This is a genomic window from Actinoplanes teichomyceticus ATCC 31121 (genome assembly GCF_003711105.1).
In the GTDB taxonomy this organism is placed as follows: Bacteria; Actinomycetota; Actinomycetes; order Mycobacteriales; family Micromonosporaceae; genus Actinoplanes; species Actinoplanes teichomyceticus.
Genome location: NZ_CP023865.1, coordinates 4,535,934 through 4,552,440, shown reverse-complemented (window position 1 = coordinate 4,552,440; position 16,507 = coordinate 4,535,934). Strand labels below are relative to the sequence as shown.

14 protein-coding genes and 2 riboswitches are annotated in these 16,507 nt (G+C 75.0%); of the genes, 10 read left to right on the top strand and 4 right to left on the bottom strand.

The window, feature by feature from the left end:
* Window positions 1-30: 30 nt before the first annotated feature.
* Together ACTEI_RS20155 and ACTEI_RS20150 are read right to left on the bottom strand one after the other, a co-directional pair.
* Complete coding sequence (locus ACTEI_RS20155; protein ID WP_122979069.1) at window positions 31-1,101, bottom strand: hypothetical protein; 1,071 nt, start codon at window positions 1,099-1,101, stop codon at window positions 31-33.
* Between the two features lie 215 nt (window positions 1,102-1,316).
* Window positions 1,317-2,222 carry a CPBP family intramembrane glutamic endopeptidase gene (locus ACTEI_RS20150; protein WP_122979068.1) on the bottom strand — a complete coding sequence of 302 codons (906 nt, stop codon included), beginning with the start codon at window positions 2,220-2,222 and terminating at the stop codon, window positions 1,317-1,319.
* A 102-nt stretch (window positions 2,223-2,324) separates the two neighbouring features.
* On the opposite strand from ACTEI_RS20150, the gene ACTEI_RS20145 reads away from it, so the two are divergent.
* The 4 genes from ACTEI_RS20145 to ACTEI_RS20130 all read left to right on the top strand — a co-directional run bounded on the left by ACTEI_RS20145 (window position 2,325) and on the right by ACTEI_RS20130 (window position 7,160).
* On the top strand, window positions 2,325-4,763 hold the full coding sequence (locus ACTEI_RS20145; RefSeq protein WP_122979067.1) for a sensor histidine kinase: 2,439 nt from the start codon (window positions 2,325-2,327) through the stop codon (window positions 4,761-4,763).
* Window positions 4,763-5,407: a response regulator gene (locus tag ACTEI_RS20140; RefSeq protein WP_203723701.1), complete on the top strand. Its 645-nt coding sequence runs from the start codon at window positions 4,763-4,765 to the stop codon at window positions 5,405-5,407. Before ACTEI_RS20145 ends, ACTEI_RS20140 begins: the two co-directional genes overlap by 1 nt.
* A gap of 209 nt (window positions 5,408-5,616) precedes the next feature.
* The gene (locus ACTEI_RS20135; RefSeq protein WP_122979065.1) at window positions 5,617-6,618 is read left to right on the top strand and encodes a zinc-binding dehydrogenase; all 1,002 of its coding nucleotides are present in this window, start codon (window positions 5,617-5,619) and stop codon (window positions 6,616-6,618) included.
* Window positions 6,619-6,665: 47 nt separating this feature from the next.
* A complete protein-coding gene (locus ACTEI_RS20130; protein WP_145831009.1) occupies window positions 6,666-7,160 on the top strand; it encodes a hypothetical protein in 495 nt (164 codons plus the stop codon).
* A 128-nt stretch (window positions 7,161-7,288) separates the two neighbouring features.
* Here the strand turns inward: ACTEI_RS20130 and ACTEI_RS20125 are convergent, their stop codons facing one another.
* Complete coding sequence (locus ACTEI_RS20125) at window positions 7,289-8,581, bottom strand: MFS transporter (RefSeq protein WP_239082456.1); 1,293 nt, start codon at window positions 8,579-8,581, stop codon at window positions 7,289-7,291.
* A 60-nt stretch (window positions 8,582-8,641) separates the two neighbouring features.
* On the opposite strand from ACTEI_RS20125, the gene ACTEI_RS20120 reads away from it, so the two are divergent.
* From ACTEI_RS20120 to ACTEI_RS20100, 5 genes are all read left to right on the top strand, one after another.
* Window positions 8,642-9,100, top strand: a complete 459-nt coding sequence (locus ACTEI_RS20120; RefSeq protein WP_239082457.1) for a MarR family winged helix-turn-helix transcriptional regulator — start codon at window positions 8,642-8,644, stop codon at window positions 9,098-9,100.
* A 53-nt stretch (window positions 9,101-9,153) separates the two neighbouring features.
* A riboswitch (glycine riboswitch) is annotated at window positions 9,154-9,248 on the top strand.
* A 4-nt stretch (window positions 9,249-9,252) separates the two neighbouring features.
* Window positions 9,253-9,330, top strand: a riboswitch (glycine riboswitch).
* A gap of 33 nt (window positions 9,331-9,363) precedes the next feature.
* The gene (gene gcvT, locus ACTEI_RS20115; RefSeq protein ID WP_239082458.1) at window positions 9,364-10,404 is read left to right on the top strand and encodes a glycine cleavage system aminomethyltransferase GcvT; all 1,041 of its coding nucleotides are present in this window, start codon (window positions 9,364-9,366) and stop codon (window positions 10,402-10,404) included.
* 80 nt (window positions 10,405-10,484) lie between these two features.
* A complete protein-coding gene (locus ACTEI_RS20110) occupies window positions 10,485-11,798 on the top strand; it encodes an L-serine ammonia-lyase (protein ID WP_122979061.1) in 1,314 nt (437 codons plus the stop codon).
* A gap of 208 nt (window positions 11,799-12,006) precedes the next feature.
* A complete protein-coding gene (locus ACTEI_RS20105) occupies window positions 12,007-12,864 on the top strand; it encodes a cyclase family protein (RefSeq protein WP_122979060.1) in 858 nt (285 codons plus the stop codon).
* A gap of 150 nt (window positions 12,865-13,014) precedes the next feature.
* On the top strand, window positions 13,015-13,350 hold the full coding sequence (locus ACTEI_RS20100) for a DUF1330 domain-containing protein (RefSeq protein WP_122982279.1): 336 nt from the start codon (window positions 13,015-13,017) through the stop codon (window positions 13,348-13,350).
* A gap of 183 nt (window positions 13,351-13,533) precedes the next feature.
* On the opposite strand, the gene ACTEI_RS20095 is transcribed toward ACTEI_RS20100, so the two are convergent.
* Window positions 13,534-14,592, bottom strand: a complete 1,059-nt coding sequence (locus ACTEI_RS20095) for a S1 family peptidase (RefSeq protein ID WP_122979059.1) — start codon at window positions 14,590-14,592, stop codon at window positions 13,534-13,536.
* A gap of 648 nt (window positions 14,593-15,240) precedes the next feature.
* Here ACTEI_RS20095 and ACTEI_RS20085 point away from each other — a divergent pair.
* Window positions 15,241-16,503, top strand: coding sequence for a cupin domain-containing protein (locus tag ACTEI_RS20085; RefSeq protein WP_122979057.1), 1,263 nt, complete (start codon window positions 15,241-15,243; stop codon window positions 16,501-16,503).
* The last annotated feature ends 4 nt before the right edge of the window (window positions 16,504-16,507 follow it).

The window sequence follows — 16,507 nt, the reverse complement described above, 5'->3', positions numbered from 1 at the left end:
GGCCGTGTCCCGCGGCGGGCGCGGGCGGGATCAGCCGCGCTTGATGGCGAACTGCCGGGACACCCGCCCCCTGATCCGGGTCATGATGTCCCGCTCGGCACGCTCGCTCAGCCCGTCGGCGTAGCCGATCATGCCGATCAGCGCCTCGATCGCGACGTCCAGCAGCTGCGACTCGGTCACCTCGTCCGGGGAGACCGCCGGCCGCAGATCGGCCGGGCGCAGCTCGTCGAGGTCGCCGACGACGTCGCACGGGTACGCCCGCAGCTCCTCGATGCGTTCCTCGGTCAGCGCGAGCACCCACCCGGCACGGTCCATGCCGATGCCGAACCGCAGGTCGTTGCGGCTTTTCTTGAGCACCGGGTTGACCAGGTGCCGCAGCACGCCGCGCCGGTAGGGCGAGCGGTGCGGGTACCGGTCGCCGAGTTTGCGGTTGAGCCGGCGCAGCAGCTCGATCTCGGCCGCGCCGAGCGACGCGTTCGCGGACTGCTCGGTGACCGCGCACAGGCCGTCCGGGATCCCGACGACACCGGCGAACCGCTCCCAGAGCAGCTTGTGCGGCGACCCGGGCGGCGGGACCGTGATCAGGTGCCGGCGTTCGGCCGGGACCAGGTCGCCCCAGCGACGCAGCATCCGGTTCGCGGTGTGGTTCCAGAAAGCGTCGTTCTTGCCGCGCTCGATCGCGCTGAGAAACGATTCGAAACTGCCGATGCTGCGCGACTTGACGTTTTCCTGCCACATCGACGGCAGGGTCCGCCACAGGTCCCGGCCGATCACGACGATGTGCACCTCGGCCGGGTACAGGCTGGCGACCGCGCGGGCGGCCTGCGCGGCGGTCGCGCCGCCCAGCCCCTCGTTCGTGATGATCACGTCGCCGGGCCAGCGGGCCGCCTTGGCGATCAGCTGGTCCCAGGTCCAGGTGGCGTTCGGGTCCCGCCACGACACCTCGCGCAGATCGGTCATCGCCTGGTCCTGGGCGGTGCGGGTGGCCGGTAGGAGGATCCCGGCACGTCGGAGCGCCGCATGGTTGTCCCACAACACATTCTGTACGAAGGTGCTGCCCGCTTTCGGCGCTCCGACGTGCAGGAAAACGCGTCTGGTCATGTTTCTCCCTGGCCGTGATCCGGCACCCAGGGTGGCACACGCCGGGCCGGGCGGAAATGCCGGGACACCGTCCATGATCCATTTTTGCGGAATGATTCTTGCCGTTAACCGGCCGGATGCCGGCACGTCGATCCGGCGTTCAACATTTCGCAACATTCGGCGCGCATTCCCCGGGCGCGGCACGCGAGGCGGCATCTCGGCGCCTCGCCGTCCGCTCAGCGGGCCGGGACCAGGGCCGGCTCGGCGAACGCCAGGTGCCGCCGCTGCGCCAGCCACCACACCGCCGCGGCGTACGCCACCAGCAGCACCACGTCCACCACCGCGAACCGCCACGGCAGGTCGGCCGCGGTCTCGTCCACGGTCAGCTCCCCGAACGCGGCGGCGAGCACGCTGCTGATCAGGTTGTTGCCGACGTGCAGCGCGATCGCGGCCTCCAGCCCGCCGGTGCGTACCGTCAGCCACCCGGCCACCGCCCCGAACACCACCAGATCCGCGAACCCCCACGGCGTGCCCCACCCGTGCAGCGCCGCGAACACCACCGCCTGCACCGCGATCGGCAGCCACGGCCCGCGCACCCAGGAGCCGACCGCCTGCAGCAGCCAGCCCCGCGTCACGACCTCCTCGGCCGCCGACTGCAACGGCACCACCAGCGCCAGCACCAGCACGGAGACCAGGAACGGCCGCCAGCCGACCGGATCGCCGTCGGTCCCCAGCTGCTCGCCGCCCGGATCCAGGGCCAGCGCCACCAGCAGGAACAGCACGATCGACGCCGCCGCCACGGCCAGGCACCGCAGCAGCCAGCCCCAGCGCAGCCGCCCGGTCACCGACATCAGCGTCCCGGCCGGGCGTCGCTGCACCCAGCGTGCCGCCAGCAGCGTGGCCGGCAGGAAGACGGCAATGGTCAGGAACAGGACGGCCAGGTCGGCGAGCGGGCCGAAACTCGGCACGTCGTCCACGTTGTCCGGCCGGCCGGCGAGCCAGGCGGCCACCGCCGCGACCAGGAACACCGCCAGGCCCAGCACGGCCCCGGTGACGATCAGGACCAGCGTGCCGGCGACGGTGCGCCACCAGCGGTTGCCGCCGGTGCGGGCGAGATGGTGGTACGGCGTGGCAGTCAGCATGCGTCACAGTCTCATCGCCGGGGCGGGGGCGGCACATCCGGCGGAAGCGGGAAGCCGGCCTCTATCCGAGGGTAGAGACGCGCCCGCCTAGTCTGAGCCATCATGGCCACCTGGTTGCTGCCCGTACTGCTCGGCCTCGGGCAGCTCGCCCTCTGGCCCGGCCTGCCGCTGCTGCGCGGCGCCGCGGTCGCGCCGGTGCAGGCGGTCACCGTGACGCTCACCTGCGCTCTGGTCACCGCCGCGCTCGGGCTGCGCCGGCGGCGTCCGGTGGCGAGCCTGCTGGTCGTCTTCGCCGGCCTCGCCGCCGCCACCACCGTGGTGCCGCCGGACGTGCAGGTCCCCGGGCTGCTGCTGCTCGGCGTCACCGACCTGATCGCGCTGTTCAGCGTCGCCGCGCGTCGCCCGGCCCGCACCACGCTGATCAGCCTCGGCGCGCTCGTCGCCGGGCAGGCGGCGGTCAGCGCCGCGCAGAGCGGGATCGGCGCCGACCTCGCCGCCGAGGTGGTGCTGTCGGCGATCCTCGACACAACGGTCGCGGCGGGCGGCCGGATCCGCGGCCGGTGGCGGCGGGACCGGGAGGCGGCGGCCCGGCGTCTGGCCGCCGCCGAGCAGGCGCACCGCGAGGCCGCCGACGCGGAACGCCGCCGGCTGGCCCGCGAACTGCACGACGTGACCGCCCATCACCTGACCTCGATCGTGGTCAACGCGCAGGCCGCCGACCTGCTCGCCGGGCAACGGCCGGAGCTGCGGGCCGAGGCGCTGGGCTTCGCCGCGCGCACCGGGCGGGAGACCCTGGACGCGCTCCGGCGCCTGGTCGAGATCCTCCCGGCCGAGCCGCCGCCTGCCGGGCCGCCGCCTGCCGGGCCGCCGCCTGCCGGGCCGCAGCCTGCCGGGCCGCAGCCGGCGGGGTCGTCGCCTGACGCACCGGCTCCTGCCGGGCCGCACCCTGCCGGGCCGCAGCCTGCCGGACCGCCTCCTGCCGGGCCGCCGCCTGCCGCGTCGCGGGCCGCCGCGGGCGACCCCGTACCGGCGAGCTTCGCGGAACTTGTGGACGGCTTCAACCGGCTCGGGCAGCGGGTCACCGTCGACTTCCCGGACGGCGGGCCGCCGCCCGCGCTGGCCGGCGCGCTGCACGGCATCGCCCGGGAGGCGCTGACCAACACCCTCCGGTACGCGCCCGGCTCGGCGGTCACCCTCCGTTTCCGGTACGCGCGCGACGCCGCCGAATTCGTCGTCGAGGACGACGGGGGAACGGCCGATGTGCCCGGTGCGGCCGGGCTGGGCGGCGGCCGTGGCGTCAACGGGATGCGGGACCGGGCGCACGCGCTCGGCGGGACGCTCACCGCCGGGCCGCGTGCGGGCGGTGGGTGGCGGGTGCGGGCGTCGATCCCGTACGCGCCGGCCGTACCGGGCAGGGAGCACGGCCACCGGCTCGTCCGGTGGGTGCGCAGCCAGGCCGTGATCGACGCGGGCCTGGTTGGGCTCGCTCTGCTGATGCCGTTCGCCGGGTTGTTCGCCCCGGGGGAGGGGCCGGGATTCGGGCGCGGCGCCACCGTGCTCGTGGCGACCGCGCTGGTGCTGCACGTCGTACCGGTGCTGTGGCGGCGGCACGTGCCGTGGTGGGTGCTGCTCGCGGTGGTCGTGACCGCGTGGCTGGGGCCGCTGCTGGTCGTCCTCCGGGTGGTCGGCCCGGACGACTCCTGGGTGTTCCTGTTCAGCCCCGGCGCCGAGCTGATCGCGGTGTACGCGGTCGCGGCCCGGGGCGCGCGTCCCGGACGGACCTGGCTCGCCGCCCTCGCCGCGACCGCGTCGTCCGCGCTGGCGCTGGGCGTGCTGATGGCCGACGTCACGGTGTCCGGCGACGATCCGGACGGCGGGCTGCTGCCCGGGAGCCCGCTGCGGCCGGTCCTCCTCGTGCTGCTGGCGGCCATGTTCGCCGTGCTCGTCGGGCTGGTGCTGGCCGGGCCGATGTTCGGGAGCTGGGCCGCGGGGCGCTCGGCCCGGGCACGCCGGGACCGCCGCCTCGCCCGCGAGGAGGGCGGCGTCACCGCGGCCCGGGCCCGGGCCGAGCTGCGCGCCCGCGCCGAACGGGCCCGCATCGCGGACGGCCTGCGCGCCGCCGTGCTGCGCCACGCCGCGGCCCTCCCGCACGCCGCCGACCGCGGCGACCTCGGCGGCGTCCTCGACTCCGCCCGCAACGCCCTGACCGCGATGCGCTCCCTCCTGGACGGTCTCCAGAACCCACGCCCCGCGCCGCCCGCGACCCCCGCGCCCGCCGGAACTCTCGCGCCCGCCGGAACTCTCGCGCCCGCCGGAACTCTCGCGCCCGCCGGAACTCTCGCGCCCGGCGGAACTCCCGCGCCCGCCGGCACCCGGGCGTCCATCCCCGCGCCCGCGACCGCCGAGTCCGCGGCCTCCGACGAGCCGCCGCGTCCCGGTCCCGGGACGGCCGGTGCCCCCGCCGCGACGGTGCACAATGCTGAGGTGTCGGCCGGAGGGACCGACCGGGACCGGGAGGTGCCGCCATCGGCGTGCGGGTGATGATCGTCGATGATCAGGTCATGGTGCGGGCGGGGCTGGCCGCGATCGTCGGCTCGCAGCCGGACCTGGAGGTGGTCGGCGAGGCCGGGGACGGTGCTGCCGGCCTGGCGCTGGCGGCGCGCGTGGCGCCGGACGTCGTGCTGATGGACGTACGGATGCCCGGGCTCGACGGCCTGACCGCGACCGCGCGCCTGACCGCCGGGCCGCAACCACCGAAGGTGCTGGTCCTGACCACTTTCCATCAGGACGCGTACGTGTTCCGGGCGCTCCGGGCGGGCGCGTCCGGTTTCCTGCTCAAGGACGCCGAGCCGGCCGAGCTGGTCGCGGCGATCCGCACCGTCGCCGCGGGCGAGGCGATGCTCAGCCCGGCGGTCACCAGGCGGCTGATCGACGCGTTCGTGACCGGGGCCGTCACGCCCGCGCCGGAGGCCGATCCGCGGCTGGACGCACTGACACCGCGCGAGCGGGACGTGCTGGTCCACATCGCGCAGGGCCGGTCGAACGCGGAGATCGGCGCGGTGCTGGGCATCGGGGTCGGGACGGTGAAGGCGCACGTCAACGCGCTGTTGTCCAAGCTGGGCGCGCGTGACCGGGTGCAGGCCACGATCATCGCCTACGACGTCGGCCTGGCCCGCCCGCGCTGACCCGCGCCACGCCCGGCCGACAGCGGCGACCCGGCCCTGGCCGGTCCGCCCCACGCAACGCCGGCCGGGCGCTGTCCCGGCGCCGCATCGTCCCGGCACCGCGTTGTTCCGGCGCCGCGCCGCCCCGGCCGCACCGCGCTCCCCGCCCGGCGGCCGCCGTTTCGTGGTACGCATGGGCACAGGACACGCGAAAACTGGAGGAACCGGAAATGCTCGCTGGGCGTCTGCACGTGTCGACCGGGTCGTTCGCCGTCGAGGAGGTGGACGAGCCGCACGCCGGGCCGGGCCAGGTCCGGATCGCGGTGCGCGCCGCCGGGGTCTGCCTGTCCGACGTGCACCTGATCCAGGGGATGCTCAAGCCGCTGCATCTGAGCGGCGACAGCGTCACCCTGGGGCACGAGACCGCCGGCGTGATCGACGAGGTCGGCGCGGGTGTCACCGGGCTCACCGTCGGCGAGCGGGTGCTGCTGCAGGCCGGGGAGATCCGCGACGGCGTGGTGCTGACCCGCGGCGTCGACTACGACGGCGGGTGGGCGCAGTTCGCGGTCGCCACGGCGGGCACGGTCGTGCCGATCCCGGACACCCTCTCGTTCGAGCAGGCCTGTTTCGTCCCGGACGCGGTGTCCACCCCGTGGGCGGCGATCACCACGACCGCCGGCGTGCGGCCGGCCCGGGCGGTCGGCGTGTGGGGGGTCGGCGGTCTCGGCGCGCACGCGGTGCAGCTGCTGCGGATGATCGGCGCCGCCCCGATCATCGCGATCGATCCGCTGCCGCTGGCCCGGGAGCGGGCCGTGCGGTTCGGCGCCGACCTGGCCCTGGACCCGGGCGACCCGGCGTTCGCGGCGCTGGTCGCGGAGGCCACCGGGGGCGCCGGTCTGGCGTACGCGTTCGACTTCGCCGGGGTGGCGCCGGTGCGCGTGCAGGCCACGCGGGCGCTGGCCAAGGGCGGCCGGCTCACCCTGGTCGGGCTCACCGACCAGCCGCTGACCATCCCGGACGGCACCCGCTTCAGCTATCTGGAGCAGGAGATCCGCGGGCACTACGGGTCCGGCCCGGAGCACGTGCTGGAGTTGCTCTCGCTGGTGGCCCTCGGGCGGGTGGAGTTCTCCCGGTCGGTGAGCGGGACGTGGCCGCTGGCCGAGGCGGCCGAGGCGGTGCGGCGGCTGGACGCCAAAGAGGACAGCCCGATCCGGCTGATCCTCATCCCGTGACCATTCGGCGGTCCTCGCCGCGCCGTGCGGTACGCAACCATGGACGGGTGAGCAGAACCAGATCGATCGGCTGCTATGGGGGACCGCCGCCGGACGCGCCAGATCCGGTACGGGAAATCTGGGCGTACGACGGCGCCCTCGCGGTCCTTCTCGGCCAGTTGCTGCGCGACGTCGACGGCATCCCACCGGATCACCGTCCACGGTGGTGGGAGTCGCGGGTGTCCGAGGTCCGCGCCCAGGCCATGTTCAGCGACCTGTTCTTCGACGTCGCGCTGGGGCTGGACGCCGACGCCCGGGAGGAGCTGGCCGAGCTGCTCGACGACACCGCCGGGCGGATGCTGGAGCGGGCGCCGCGCACGCCCGGCCAGACCGGCGACTGGTACTTCGTCTTCCGCGGCGATCATGCCTACGAGGTGGGGCCGGTCGCCGAGCTCGGCCAGGCGCTGGCCCTGCTGCTGCGGGGCAAGCTGCCCGCCCCGCCGCCCGGCACCCTGTGGTTGTACGGGGCGCCGGGCGGACGCACCACGATCAGCCCGCGGTGAGGGTGCCGCCGTCGGCGGCCTGGAGTTCGGCCGGCAGGTCGAGGCTGTCTGCGGTGCCCGGCCGGCGGCGCGGGGGCCGGGCGCCCCGCCCGCCGGGGGCGACCCGTGAGCGCTGCGGCGACGTGGTGTCAGCGCCGCGGGGTGCCCGTGGTCTCCCGCTCGACGTCGATCGCGTCGGGCGCGCCGCCGAACTCGTCGGCGACCTCGCCGGCCACCTCGTCCGGGGAGCCGTGCGGGTCGGCGGCCATCGCGGCGTCGGCGGCGGCGAGCGCGCGGTGGCCGGTGGTCAGCACCGCGACGCCGAGCAGCACGGCGACCGCGCCGGCCAGGAACGGCACGTGGATGTTCCCGTGGTCGACCATCTCGCCGGCGGCGTACGGCGCCAGGCCGCCGCCGACGAAGCGCACGAAACCGTACGCCGCGGAGGCGACCGGCCGCTCCACCGGTGCGACGAGCATGACCGCCTGGGTGGTCAGCGTGTTGTTGATGCCGGCCACCACGCCGGAGGCGATCACGCAGACCACGACCACCCAGCGGGTGTCGGTGCCCAGGCCGATCAGCGCCAGCAGGACGGCGAAGGCGCTCAACGCCCCGTACAGCGCGGGGGCGGTGCCGAACCGGCGGTGCAGCCACGGCGCGCCGGTGATCGAGAAGAAGGCCAGCAGCAGGCCCCAGGCGAAGAACACGAAGCCGAGCTGCGTGGCGCCGAGCTCCATCGGGTACGGCGCGTAGCCGAGCATGGTGAAGAAGCCCCAGTTGTACAGCAACGCGGTGACGCCCATGATGAGCAGGCCGCGGTGGCGCAGCGCCCGGATCGGCTCGGTGACCGAGGTGCGGCGCGCCGGCTTCGGGGTCGGCTCCAGCAGGACGGCCGTGGCGAGCAGGGCGATCGCCATCAGCACCGCGACGCCGAAGAACGGGCCCCGCCAGCTGATGTCGCCGAGCAGGCCGCCGATCAGCGGGCCGGCCGCGATGCCCAGGCCGAGCGCCGCCTCGTAGAGCACGATCGCGCCGGCGAAGCCGCCGGTGGCGGACGCGACGATCACGGCCAGCGAGGTGGCGATGAACATCGCGTTGCCCAGTCCCCAGCCGGCCCGGAACCCGACGATGCCGTCGATCGTGTCGGAGAGGCCGGCGAGCGCTGCGCACACGACGATCAGGCCGAGCCCGGTGATCAGCGTGGCCTTGGCGCCGATCCGGCTGGCGATCCAGCCGGTGAACAGCATCGCCACCGCGGTGACCAGTAGGTAGCTGGTGAACAGCAGGCTCACCTGACTGGGGGTGGCGTGCAGTTTGTCGGAGATGGCCGGCAGGATCGGGTCGACCAGCCCGATGCCCATGAAGCTGACGACGCAGGCGAACGCGACCGCGAAGACGGCTCGTGGTTGGTTGAACAATGATGGACCGGGAGCGCCACTCACCGGATCACCTCCGCGTAGGACAAGATCTGGATGTTTCAACCCTAGGTACATAATGAGGTTATGCACATGGCGGACGGCCGGAGTCGTGGGTCACAGTTGCTGCCGGTGCTGGCGCAACTGGTCCGTTTCCTGCGCCAGCTGGAGGGGCCCGAGCACCCCAGCTCGGTCGCGCTCGCGGTGCTGCGCCGGCTCGCCGACGAGGGGCCCGGCCGGGTCAGCGACCTCGCCCGCCTGACCCGGGCCTCGCAGCCGGGCATGACCCAGCTGATCGGCCGGATGGAGAGGTCCGGCCTGGTGCAGCGGGTGCCCGACCCCACCGACGGCCGCGGCGTGCTGGTCGGGGTGACCGGGGCCGGCCGCCAGATGCTCGCGCGCACCTACGCCCACTACGCCGAGACCCTGGACCGGCTCTTCGAGCGGCTGCAACCGGACGACAGCGACGCCATCCTGCGGGCGCTTCCGGCCCTGACCCGGCTGGCCGAGGCGGGGGAGAAGGAGGGCCCGGACAATGGATCTTGAAGACCCTGGGCCGGCCTGATAGCTTCCGAACCACAAATGAAGACTTCGCCGCTGCAACCGCTGCGGGAGAGCACCCGCCACCCCGGGGGTCGCCGAAGGAGCAACTTCTCCCTCAGAATCTCTCAGGCCCACGTACCGCACCGGTCAGGCGACTCTGGAAAGTCCGGAACACTCCGGCGCCCAAGGTGCAAACCGTTCGCGCGGTGAACCTCTCAGGCCCGATGACAGAGCGAGGGAGGCCCGACCGCCAAGGAGCCTCCCTCTTGCGACGCACCGCGCTTCACGACGTGCACCAGCGCCTCGGCGCCACCTTCACCGGCTTCGCCGGCTGGCAGATGCCGCTGCGGTACGGCAGCGACGTGGCCGAGCACCACTGCGTACGCAGATCGGCCGGCCTCTTCGACCTCGGGCACATGGGCCAGCTGGAGGTCACCGGCGCCGACGCCGCCGCCTTCCTGGACTACGCCCTGGTCGGGCGGCTGTCCGCGGTGCCGGTCGGCCGGGCGAAGTACACCATGCTCTGCCACACCAACGGCGGCGTCCTCGACGACCTGGTCGTCTACCGGCTCGCCGAGCGGCGCTTCCTGGTCGTGGCGAACGCCGCGAACGCCGCGATCGTGCTGGCCATGCTCGGCGAGTACTCCGGCGGCTACACGGTCACCGTCACCGAACGGGATCGCGCGCTGATCGCGGTGCAGGGCCCGCACGCCGTCCGGGTCGTCGGCGAGCACCCCGACCTGCGCTACTACGGCATCAAGCCGGACCGGTTCGCCGGCCGCGACGTGCTGCTGGCCCGCACCGGCTACACCGGCGAGGACGGGTTCGAGATCTACTGCGACAACGCCGACGCCGAGGCGGTCTGGGAACGGGCCGCCGCGGCCGGGGCCGCCCCGGCCGGACTCGCCTGCCGCGACACGCTGCGCCTGGAGGCCGGGATGCCGCTGTACGGCCACGAGCTGACCGTGCGCACCACCCCGTTCCACGCCGGTCTCGGCCGGGTCGTCGCGCTGGACAAGCGTGACTTCGTCGGCGGCCCCGCGCTGCGCGCCGTGCGGCCGGAGACGGTGCTGGTCGGGCTGGTCACCCGGGGCCGGCGCGCGCCACGCGCCGGGTACGCCGTGCTCGACCCGGACACCGGCGCGAAGGTCGGCGAGGTCACCAGCGGCGCGCCGTCGCCGACCCTGGGCCACCCGATCGCGATGGCGTACGTGGCGAAAAACCTGGAGAAGAAGCGTCTCGTGGTCGATGTGCGGGGCACCCATGAGGAAGCCGACATCGTTCCGCTCCCCTTCTACCGACGATAGAGGCCCGATGCGTCACACCAGGGACCACGGATGGCCCACCCGTCCCCGCGCCGCCCGCCCGCACCCGGAGGTCTGAGGACATGGCCGTCTCCGTCTTCGACCTGTTCTCGATCGGCATCGGGCCGTCCAGCTCGCATACGGTCGGCCCGATGCGCGCCGCCCGGATGTTCACCGCCCACCTCGACGACCGGGTGACCGGCATCCGTGCCGAGTTGTTCGGCTCGCTCGGCGCCACCGGCCACGGCCACGGCACGCCCCGCGCGGTCCTGCTCGGTCTGGCCGGGCACGATCCGGAGACGGTCGACACCGGCCTGGAACCCCCGGCGGACGGCCGGATCGCGCTGCCCTGCGGCCGCGTGGTCGAGGTCGACCTGGTGCTGCACCGGCGGCGGTCGCTGCCCGAGCACCCCAACGGGATGACCTTCACGGCCCTCGGCTCCGACGGCGCCGAGCTGCTGCGCAAGACCTACTTCTCGGTCGGCGGCGGGTTCGTCGTGGGCGCGGGCGCCTCCCGGGTACGTACCGGCGACACGCCGCTGCCGCACCCGTTCTCCTCGGGCGCCGAGCTGCTGGCGCTGACCCGCGCCACCGGGCTGTCCATCTCGCGGCTGATGCTGGCCAACGAGACGGCGTGGCGCCCGCAGAGCCAGGTGCGCGCCGGACTGCTCGCGATCTGGCGGGTGATGCGCGAGTGCGTGGACGCCGGGCTGGACGCCGAGGGGGTGCTGCCCGGGGGCCTCAAGGTGCGCCGGCGGGCCGCCGTGACCGCCCGCCAGCTGCGCGCCGCCGGGGATCCGGCCGTGCACGCGATGGAGTGGCTCACCGCGTACGCGATGGCGGTCAACGAGCAGAACGCGGCCGGAGGTCGCGTGGTGACCGCGCCCACCAACGGCGCCGCGGGCATCATTCCGGCGGTCCTGAGCTACTACATGTCGTTCGTGCCGGGCGCCTCTCCGGACGGGGTGGTCCGCTTCCTGCTGACCGCGGGCGCGATCGGGCTGCTGTTCAAGGAGAACGCGTCGATCTCCGGCGCCGAGGTGGGCTGCCAGGGCGAGGTCGGCTCGGCGTGCGCGATGGCCGCCGCCGGCCTGGCCGAGGTGCTCGGTGGGACCCCGGAGCAGGTGGAGAACGCCGCCGAGATCGGCATGGAGCACAACCTGGGGCTGACCTGCGACCCGGTCGGCGGCCTGGTGCAGATCCCGTGCATCGAGCGGAACGGGATGGCGGCGGTCAAGGCGGTGACCGCGGCCCGGATGGCGCTGCGCGGCGACGGGCGGCACCACGTCTCCCTGGACAAGGTCATCAAGACCATGAAGGAGACCGGCGCCGACATGAAGATCAAGTACAAGGAGACCTCGCGCGGCGGCCTCGCCGTCAACGTCATCGAGTGCTGAGGCTGCCCCGCCGGCGTCGGCGGGCCACCTCTCGCGCCGTTCGCGGGACAGGTCGGGTTCTGGGGTCATCGCGGGCCGCGCCTCGTGCCGTCCGCCGTTTCCGGGGCGGACAACCGCGATCCGTGCGGGCAGGATGGGGGCAGTGAGCGGGCGTCGCGCGACGATCACGGGCGGCGAGCCGCGGCCGAGCCGAGGAGGTTGATCCGCGATGTGCACCGGGCCGGGCCGGACCGGAGTGACCCGCCGCGCGCTGCTGTCCGGCGGGGCGGGGGCGGCCGCCGCCGTGGCGCTGGCCGAGCCGGCGCAGGCCGCGGGCAGGCACCGTGGCCTGCGTGACCTGACCCATCCGCTCGGGCCGGCCTTCCCGGCGTTCAGCCCGGGGGAGGAGGCGGCGCGCGGCACCGTCACGACGATCCCCGACGACGGGTACTACATGCAGCAGTGGCGGCTGATCGAGCACGTCGGCACGCACGTGGACGCGCCCGCGCACTTCACCCCCGGCGGCCGTACCTCCACCGAGCTGCGGCCGTCCGAGCTGATCCGCCCGGCCGTGGTGATCGACATCGCGGAGCGGGCCGCCCGCGACGCCGACACCGTCGTGACGGTGCGCGACATCCAGGCGTTCGAGCGCCGCCACGGCCGCATCCCGGACGGCGCGGCCGTGCTGATGTACTCCGGCTGGGGCGCGAAGGCCGGCGACCCGGACGCGTACCGCGGCGCCGACGCGGCCGGCACGCTGCACTTCCCCGGCTTCGGCACGGACGCCTGCGAGTGGCTTCTGCGCCACCGCGCGATCGGCTGTCTCGGCGTCGACACGCTCAGCATCGACCCCGGCGACTCGGCGACCTTCGACACCCACCGCGCGCTCACCGGCGCCGACCGCTACGGCCTGGAGAACCTCGCCGGGCTGGACCGCGTCCCGCGGCATGGCGCGACCGTCTTCGTCGGCCTGATCCCGTACGAGGGCGGCTCGGGTGGTCAGGCGCGGGTCCTCGCACCTGGTGAGTGGTCGGGCGTGGGTCGCCGCCTGGTGAGTGGTCGGGTCCGGGTCGTCGCCGCCTGGTGAGTGGTCGGGCGTGGGTCGCCGCCTGGTGAGTGGTCGGGTCCGGGTCCTCGCCACCCGGTGACCGGCGCGCCCGGCGACGACCTGGCGGGTAATCGCCACGGCGGCGCGCGACCGGCAAGATCGAGACATCGCCGTACCGGAAGGAGCATGATGACCGCCTACGCCGTCGCCCATCTGCGCACCACCAGCGCCCACGAGGACGTGCTGACCTACATCGAGCGGGTGCAGGACACCATGGCGCCCTACGGCGGGCGCTTCCTGGTGCACGGCACGCAGGTCGAGGTCGTCGAGGGGGAGTGGCCGGGCGCCCTGGTCATGCTCGCCTTCCCGGACATGGACTCGGCCCGCGCGTGGTACGCCTCCCCGGCGTACCGGGAGATCCTCCCGCTGCGCACCCGCCACATCGCCGGTGACGTGGTCTTCGCCGAGGGCGTCCCACCCGGCTACGACGCCCGGGCGACCGCCGCCGCGATGCGCGCGGGCTAGAGCCGGCCGGGCGCGGCAGGCCCGCGGATCCGCGGGCCTGCGGAATGCCCGGCGACGCGGGCGCCCGCGGCGACCTGCCACCGGCACATCCGGCGCGGTGCGGCCCTGCGGCGGGAGGCGGGGTGCGGGTGGCCGGGCGCCGGCCGGGGTCGCGCGAATCGCTCGCCGGGCTCGTGCTCGCGGTCAGCGGCGGCGCCGGGTGGGTGCTTTGCGCCGGTGACCGCCCCCGTGGCCGCGGCCCCCGCCCGGGCCTCCGCTGCCGCGCGTGCGGCCCCGGCTGCCCGTGCGGCTCGGGCTGCCCGTGCGGCTGCGGGCGGACCTCGCTCTGCGGCCTCGGCGGGACTCGGCCAGGCCGACGCAGAACATGACCGCGGCGAAACCCACCCCGAGGTACGCCGCCCACGGCATCCGGAATCCCGGCGCGTGCGTGGCCGCGGCGGGCGGGGCCGGGCGGGCGCCGGCGGGAGCGGCATCCGAGCCGATCACCGAGGTGATCCACGCGGCCACCGTGTCGATCCGGCCGGCCTGGTCGGCGCCGGTGTGCGGGCAGTCCGGGCCGTGGCTCACCACACCGACGACCGTCGCCGTGCCGTTCGGGCCGGCGGTGAAGTAGGGCCCACCGGAGTCGTGCTCGCAGGCGCTGGTGGTCCGCGCGGGTTCGACGCCGGACATGCCGATCTCGGTGCGGGTGACCGACGTGACCCGGAACAGCCCGGTGCGCAGCCGGTCCGGGGTCCGGCGCGCGGTCGCCCGGATCAGTCCGTAGCCGACCAGCCGCACCCGGGCGCCGAGCTTCGGGGCGACGCGGCTCACCCGCATCGGCCGTACGTCGGTGACCGCCCGGTCGAGCCGGGCCAGCGCCACGTCCACGGAGCCGTGCTGGCGGACCGCCACCACGCGTACGTCGTGGCCGCCGGAGCCGCCGAGCGCGGCCCGGCCGACGGTGGCGACCGTCCTGCGGGCGACCGGGCGGGCGACCCGGTTGCCGCGGGTGTCCCGGAAGCAGTGGCCGGCGGTGAGCACCCAGTGCGGCGAGACCAGGCCGCCGGAGCAGGAGCTGTCCCGGGTGCCGCCACCGGCGACCGGGATGTCGACGCCGGTCAGTTTCACCGCGAAGCCGTACCTCCCGTCGGGCACGGCGAGGCCGTCGGCGATGGCGTTGGCCGGCGTGGCGCCGAGCAGCACGACGGCGAGCGCCGCGAGGCAGGCGCCGACGGCCCGCCATCCCCGTTGACCCTCCATACGGGAATACTGTCGGATGCCGTCCACCCGGGCGGAACGCGTGCCACCCGAGTGAGGTTCGCGCCGGCGGGCGATCGTCGACGCGGTGGCGGCGTCCGGGCGCCAGGCCGGCTCGGCGGGTCGGTGCCACGGGTCGTGCGGTGCGGTGGCCGCCGGGTGACCGCGGGTTTCGTCCGGGCGATGATGAGCGGCGGGTGAGCCGGTGAGACCACCTCGGCTGGAAAGCCGCGGTGCTCCCGTGCGGTGACAGCCGCCCGCGGCACGGTTCTGGGCCCGGGGCGCGGTCTCGCGGAGCGGCGGCCCGCATGGCGGCGGTGCTGGACCCAATTGATCCGATTATGTACGATTTAGGGGATATAAGGCCATTATTCGGGGGAGCACCATGGGACTCAGCAACGACGACATCATCAGCTCCGACCCGTCCGACAAGGACGGCGAAGGCCCGGCCGACGGCGGCGCCAACCCGCTCGGTCGTGACGGTGGGGCTGACGGGGGTGCCGGTGAGGGTCCGGCCGATGGTGGGGCGAATCCGGCCGGTCGTGACGGTGGGGCTGACGGGGGTGCCGGTGAGGGTCCGGCGGACGGTGGGGCGAACCCGGCCGGTCGTGACGGTGGCGCCGACGGCACCGCCTCCTGAGGCCCGGCCGGATGGCCGCGGCCGCGAGCGGCAGCGCGCTGGCCCGTACGGTCGCGGCGGAGCCGGATGAGTTCGCCGCCGCCTACTGGGGCCGGCGGCCACTGCTGTCCCGGGCCGCCGACCTCGGTGGCCCGGGCGGCTTCACCGACCTGCTCTCCCCGGCCGCGGTCGACGAGCTGCTCAGCCGGCGCGGCCTGCGCACCCCGTTCCTGCGGGTGGCGCGGCAGGGCCGGATGCTGCCCGCCGCGCGGTACACCGGCGGCGGGGGCGCCGGCGCCGAGGTCGCCGACCAGGTGCTCGACGAGCGGGTGATGCGCCTGTACGCCGACGGCGCCACCGTGGTGCTGCAGGGCCTGCACCGGCTCTGGCCGCCGCTGATCGAGTTCACCGGCCGGCTCGGCGCCGAGCTGCGCCGGCCACTGCAGGTCAACGCCTACCTGACGCCCCCGTCCAGTCAGGGCTTCGCGACCCACTACGACACGCACGACGTCTTCGTGCTCCAGGTCGACGGCGCGAAACGCTGGTGCGTGCACCCGCCCGTGCTGCCCGACCCGGTCGAGCGGCAGCCGTGGGGCGGGCACGCCGACGAGGTGGCGGCCACCGCCGAGGGCGAGCCCGCGCTGGACGTGGTGCTGCGCCCCGGCGACGCGCTCTACCTGCCCCGCGGCTGGCTGCACTCGGCCCGTACCGAGGGTGGCCGGTCCCTGCACCTGACCGTCGGTATCCGCGGCCTGACCCGGTACGACCTCGTCGAGGAGCTGATGGCCGAGGCGATGGGCGAGGCCCGGTTGCGGGCCACCCTGCCGTACGGATTCGACGTGGCCGACCCGGACGCCGTCGCCGCCGAGCTCACCGCGACCGTCGACGCGCTGCGCTCCTGGCTGCTGACCGCCGGCCCGGCGCCGATCACCGCCCGGCTGCGCGACCGGGCGTGGCCCTCGGCCCGGCCCGCGCCGCTCGCCCCGCTCGCCCAGCTCGACTTCGCCGACGCGCTCACCCCGGCCGCCGAGGTGGTGGTCCGGGGTGGCCTGCGCTGGGCGCTGGACCCCGCCGGTGACCGGGTGACGCTGCGGCTCACCGGCCGGTTCCTGGACCTGCCGGCGGAGTGCGAGCCGGCGCTGCGAACGGTGCTCGACGGCGCCCGGCACCGGGTCGGCGACCTGCCGCTGGCCACCGACGCCGACCGGCTGGTGCTGGTCCGCCGGCTGCTCACCGAGGGGGTGCTGGTGCCCGCGGCGGGGCGGACCGGGCGTACCGGGGAAGGTCCTGGCTGAGCGG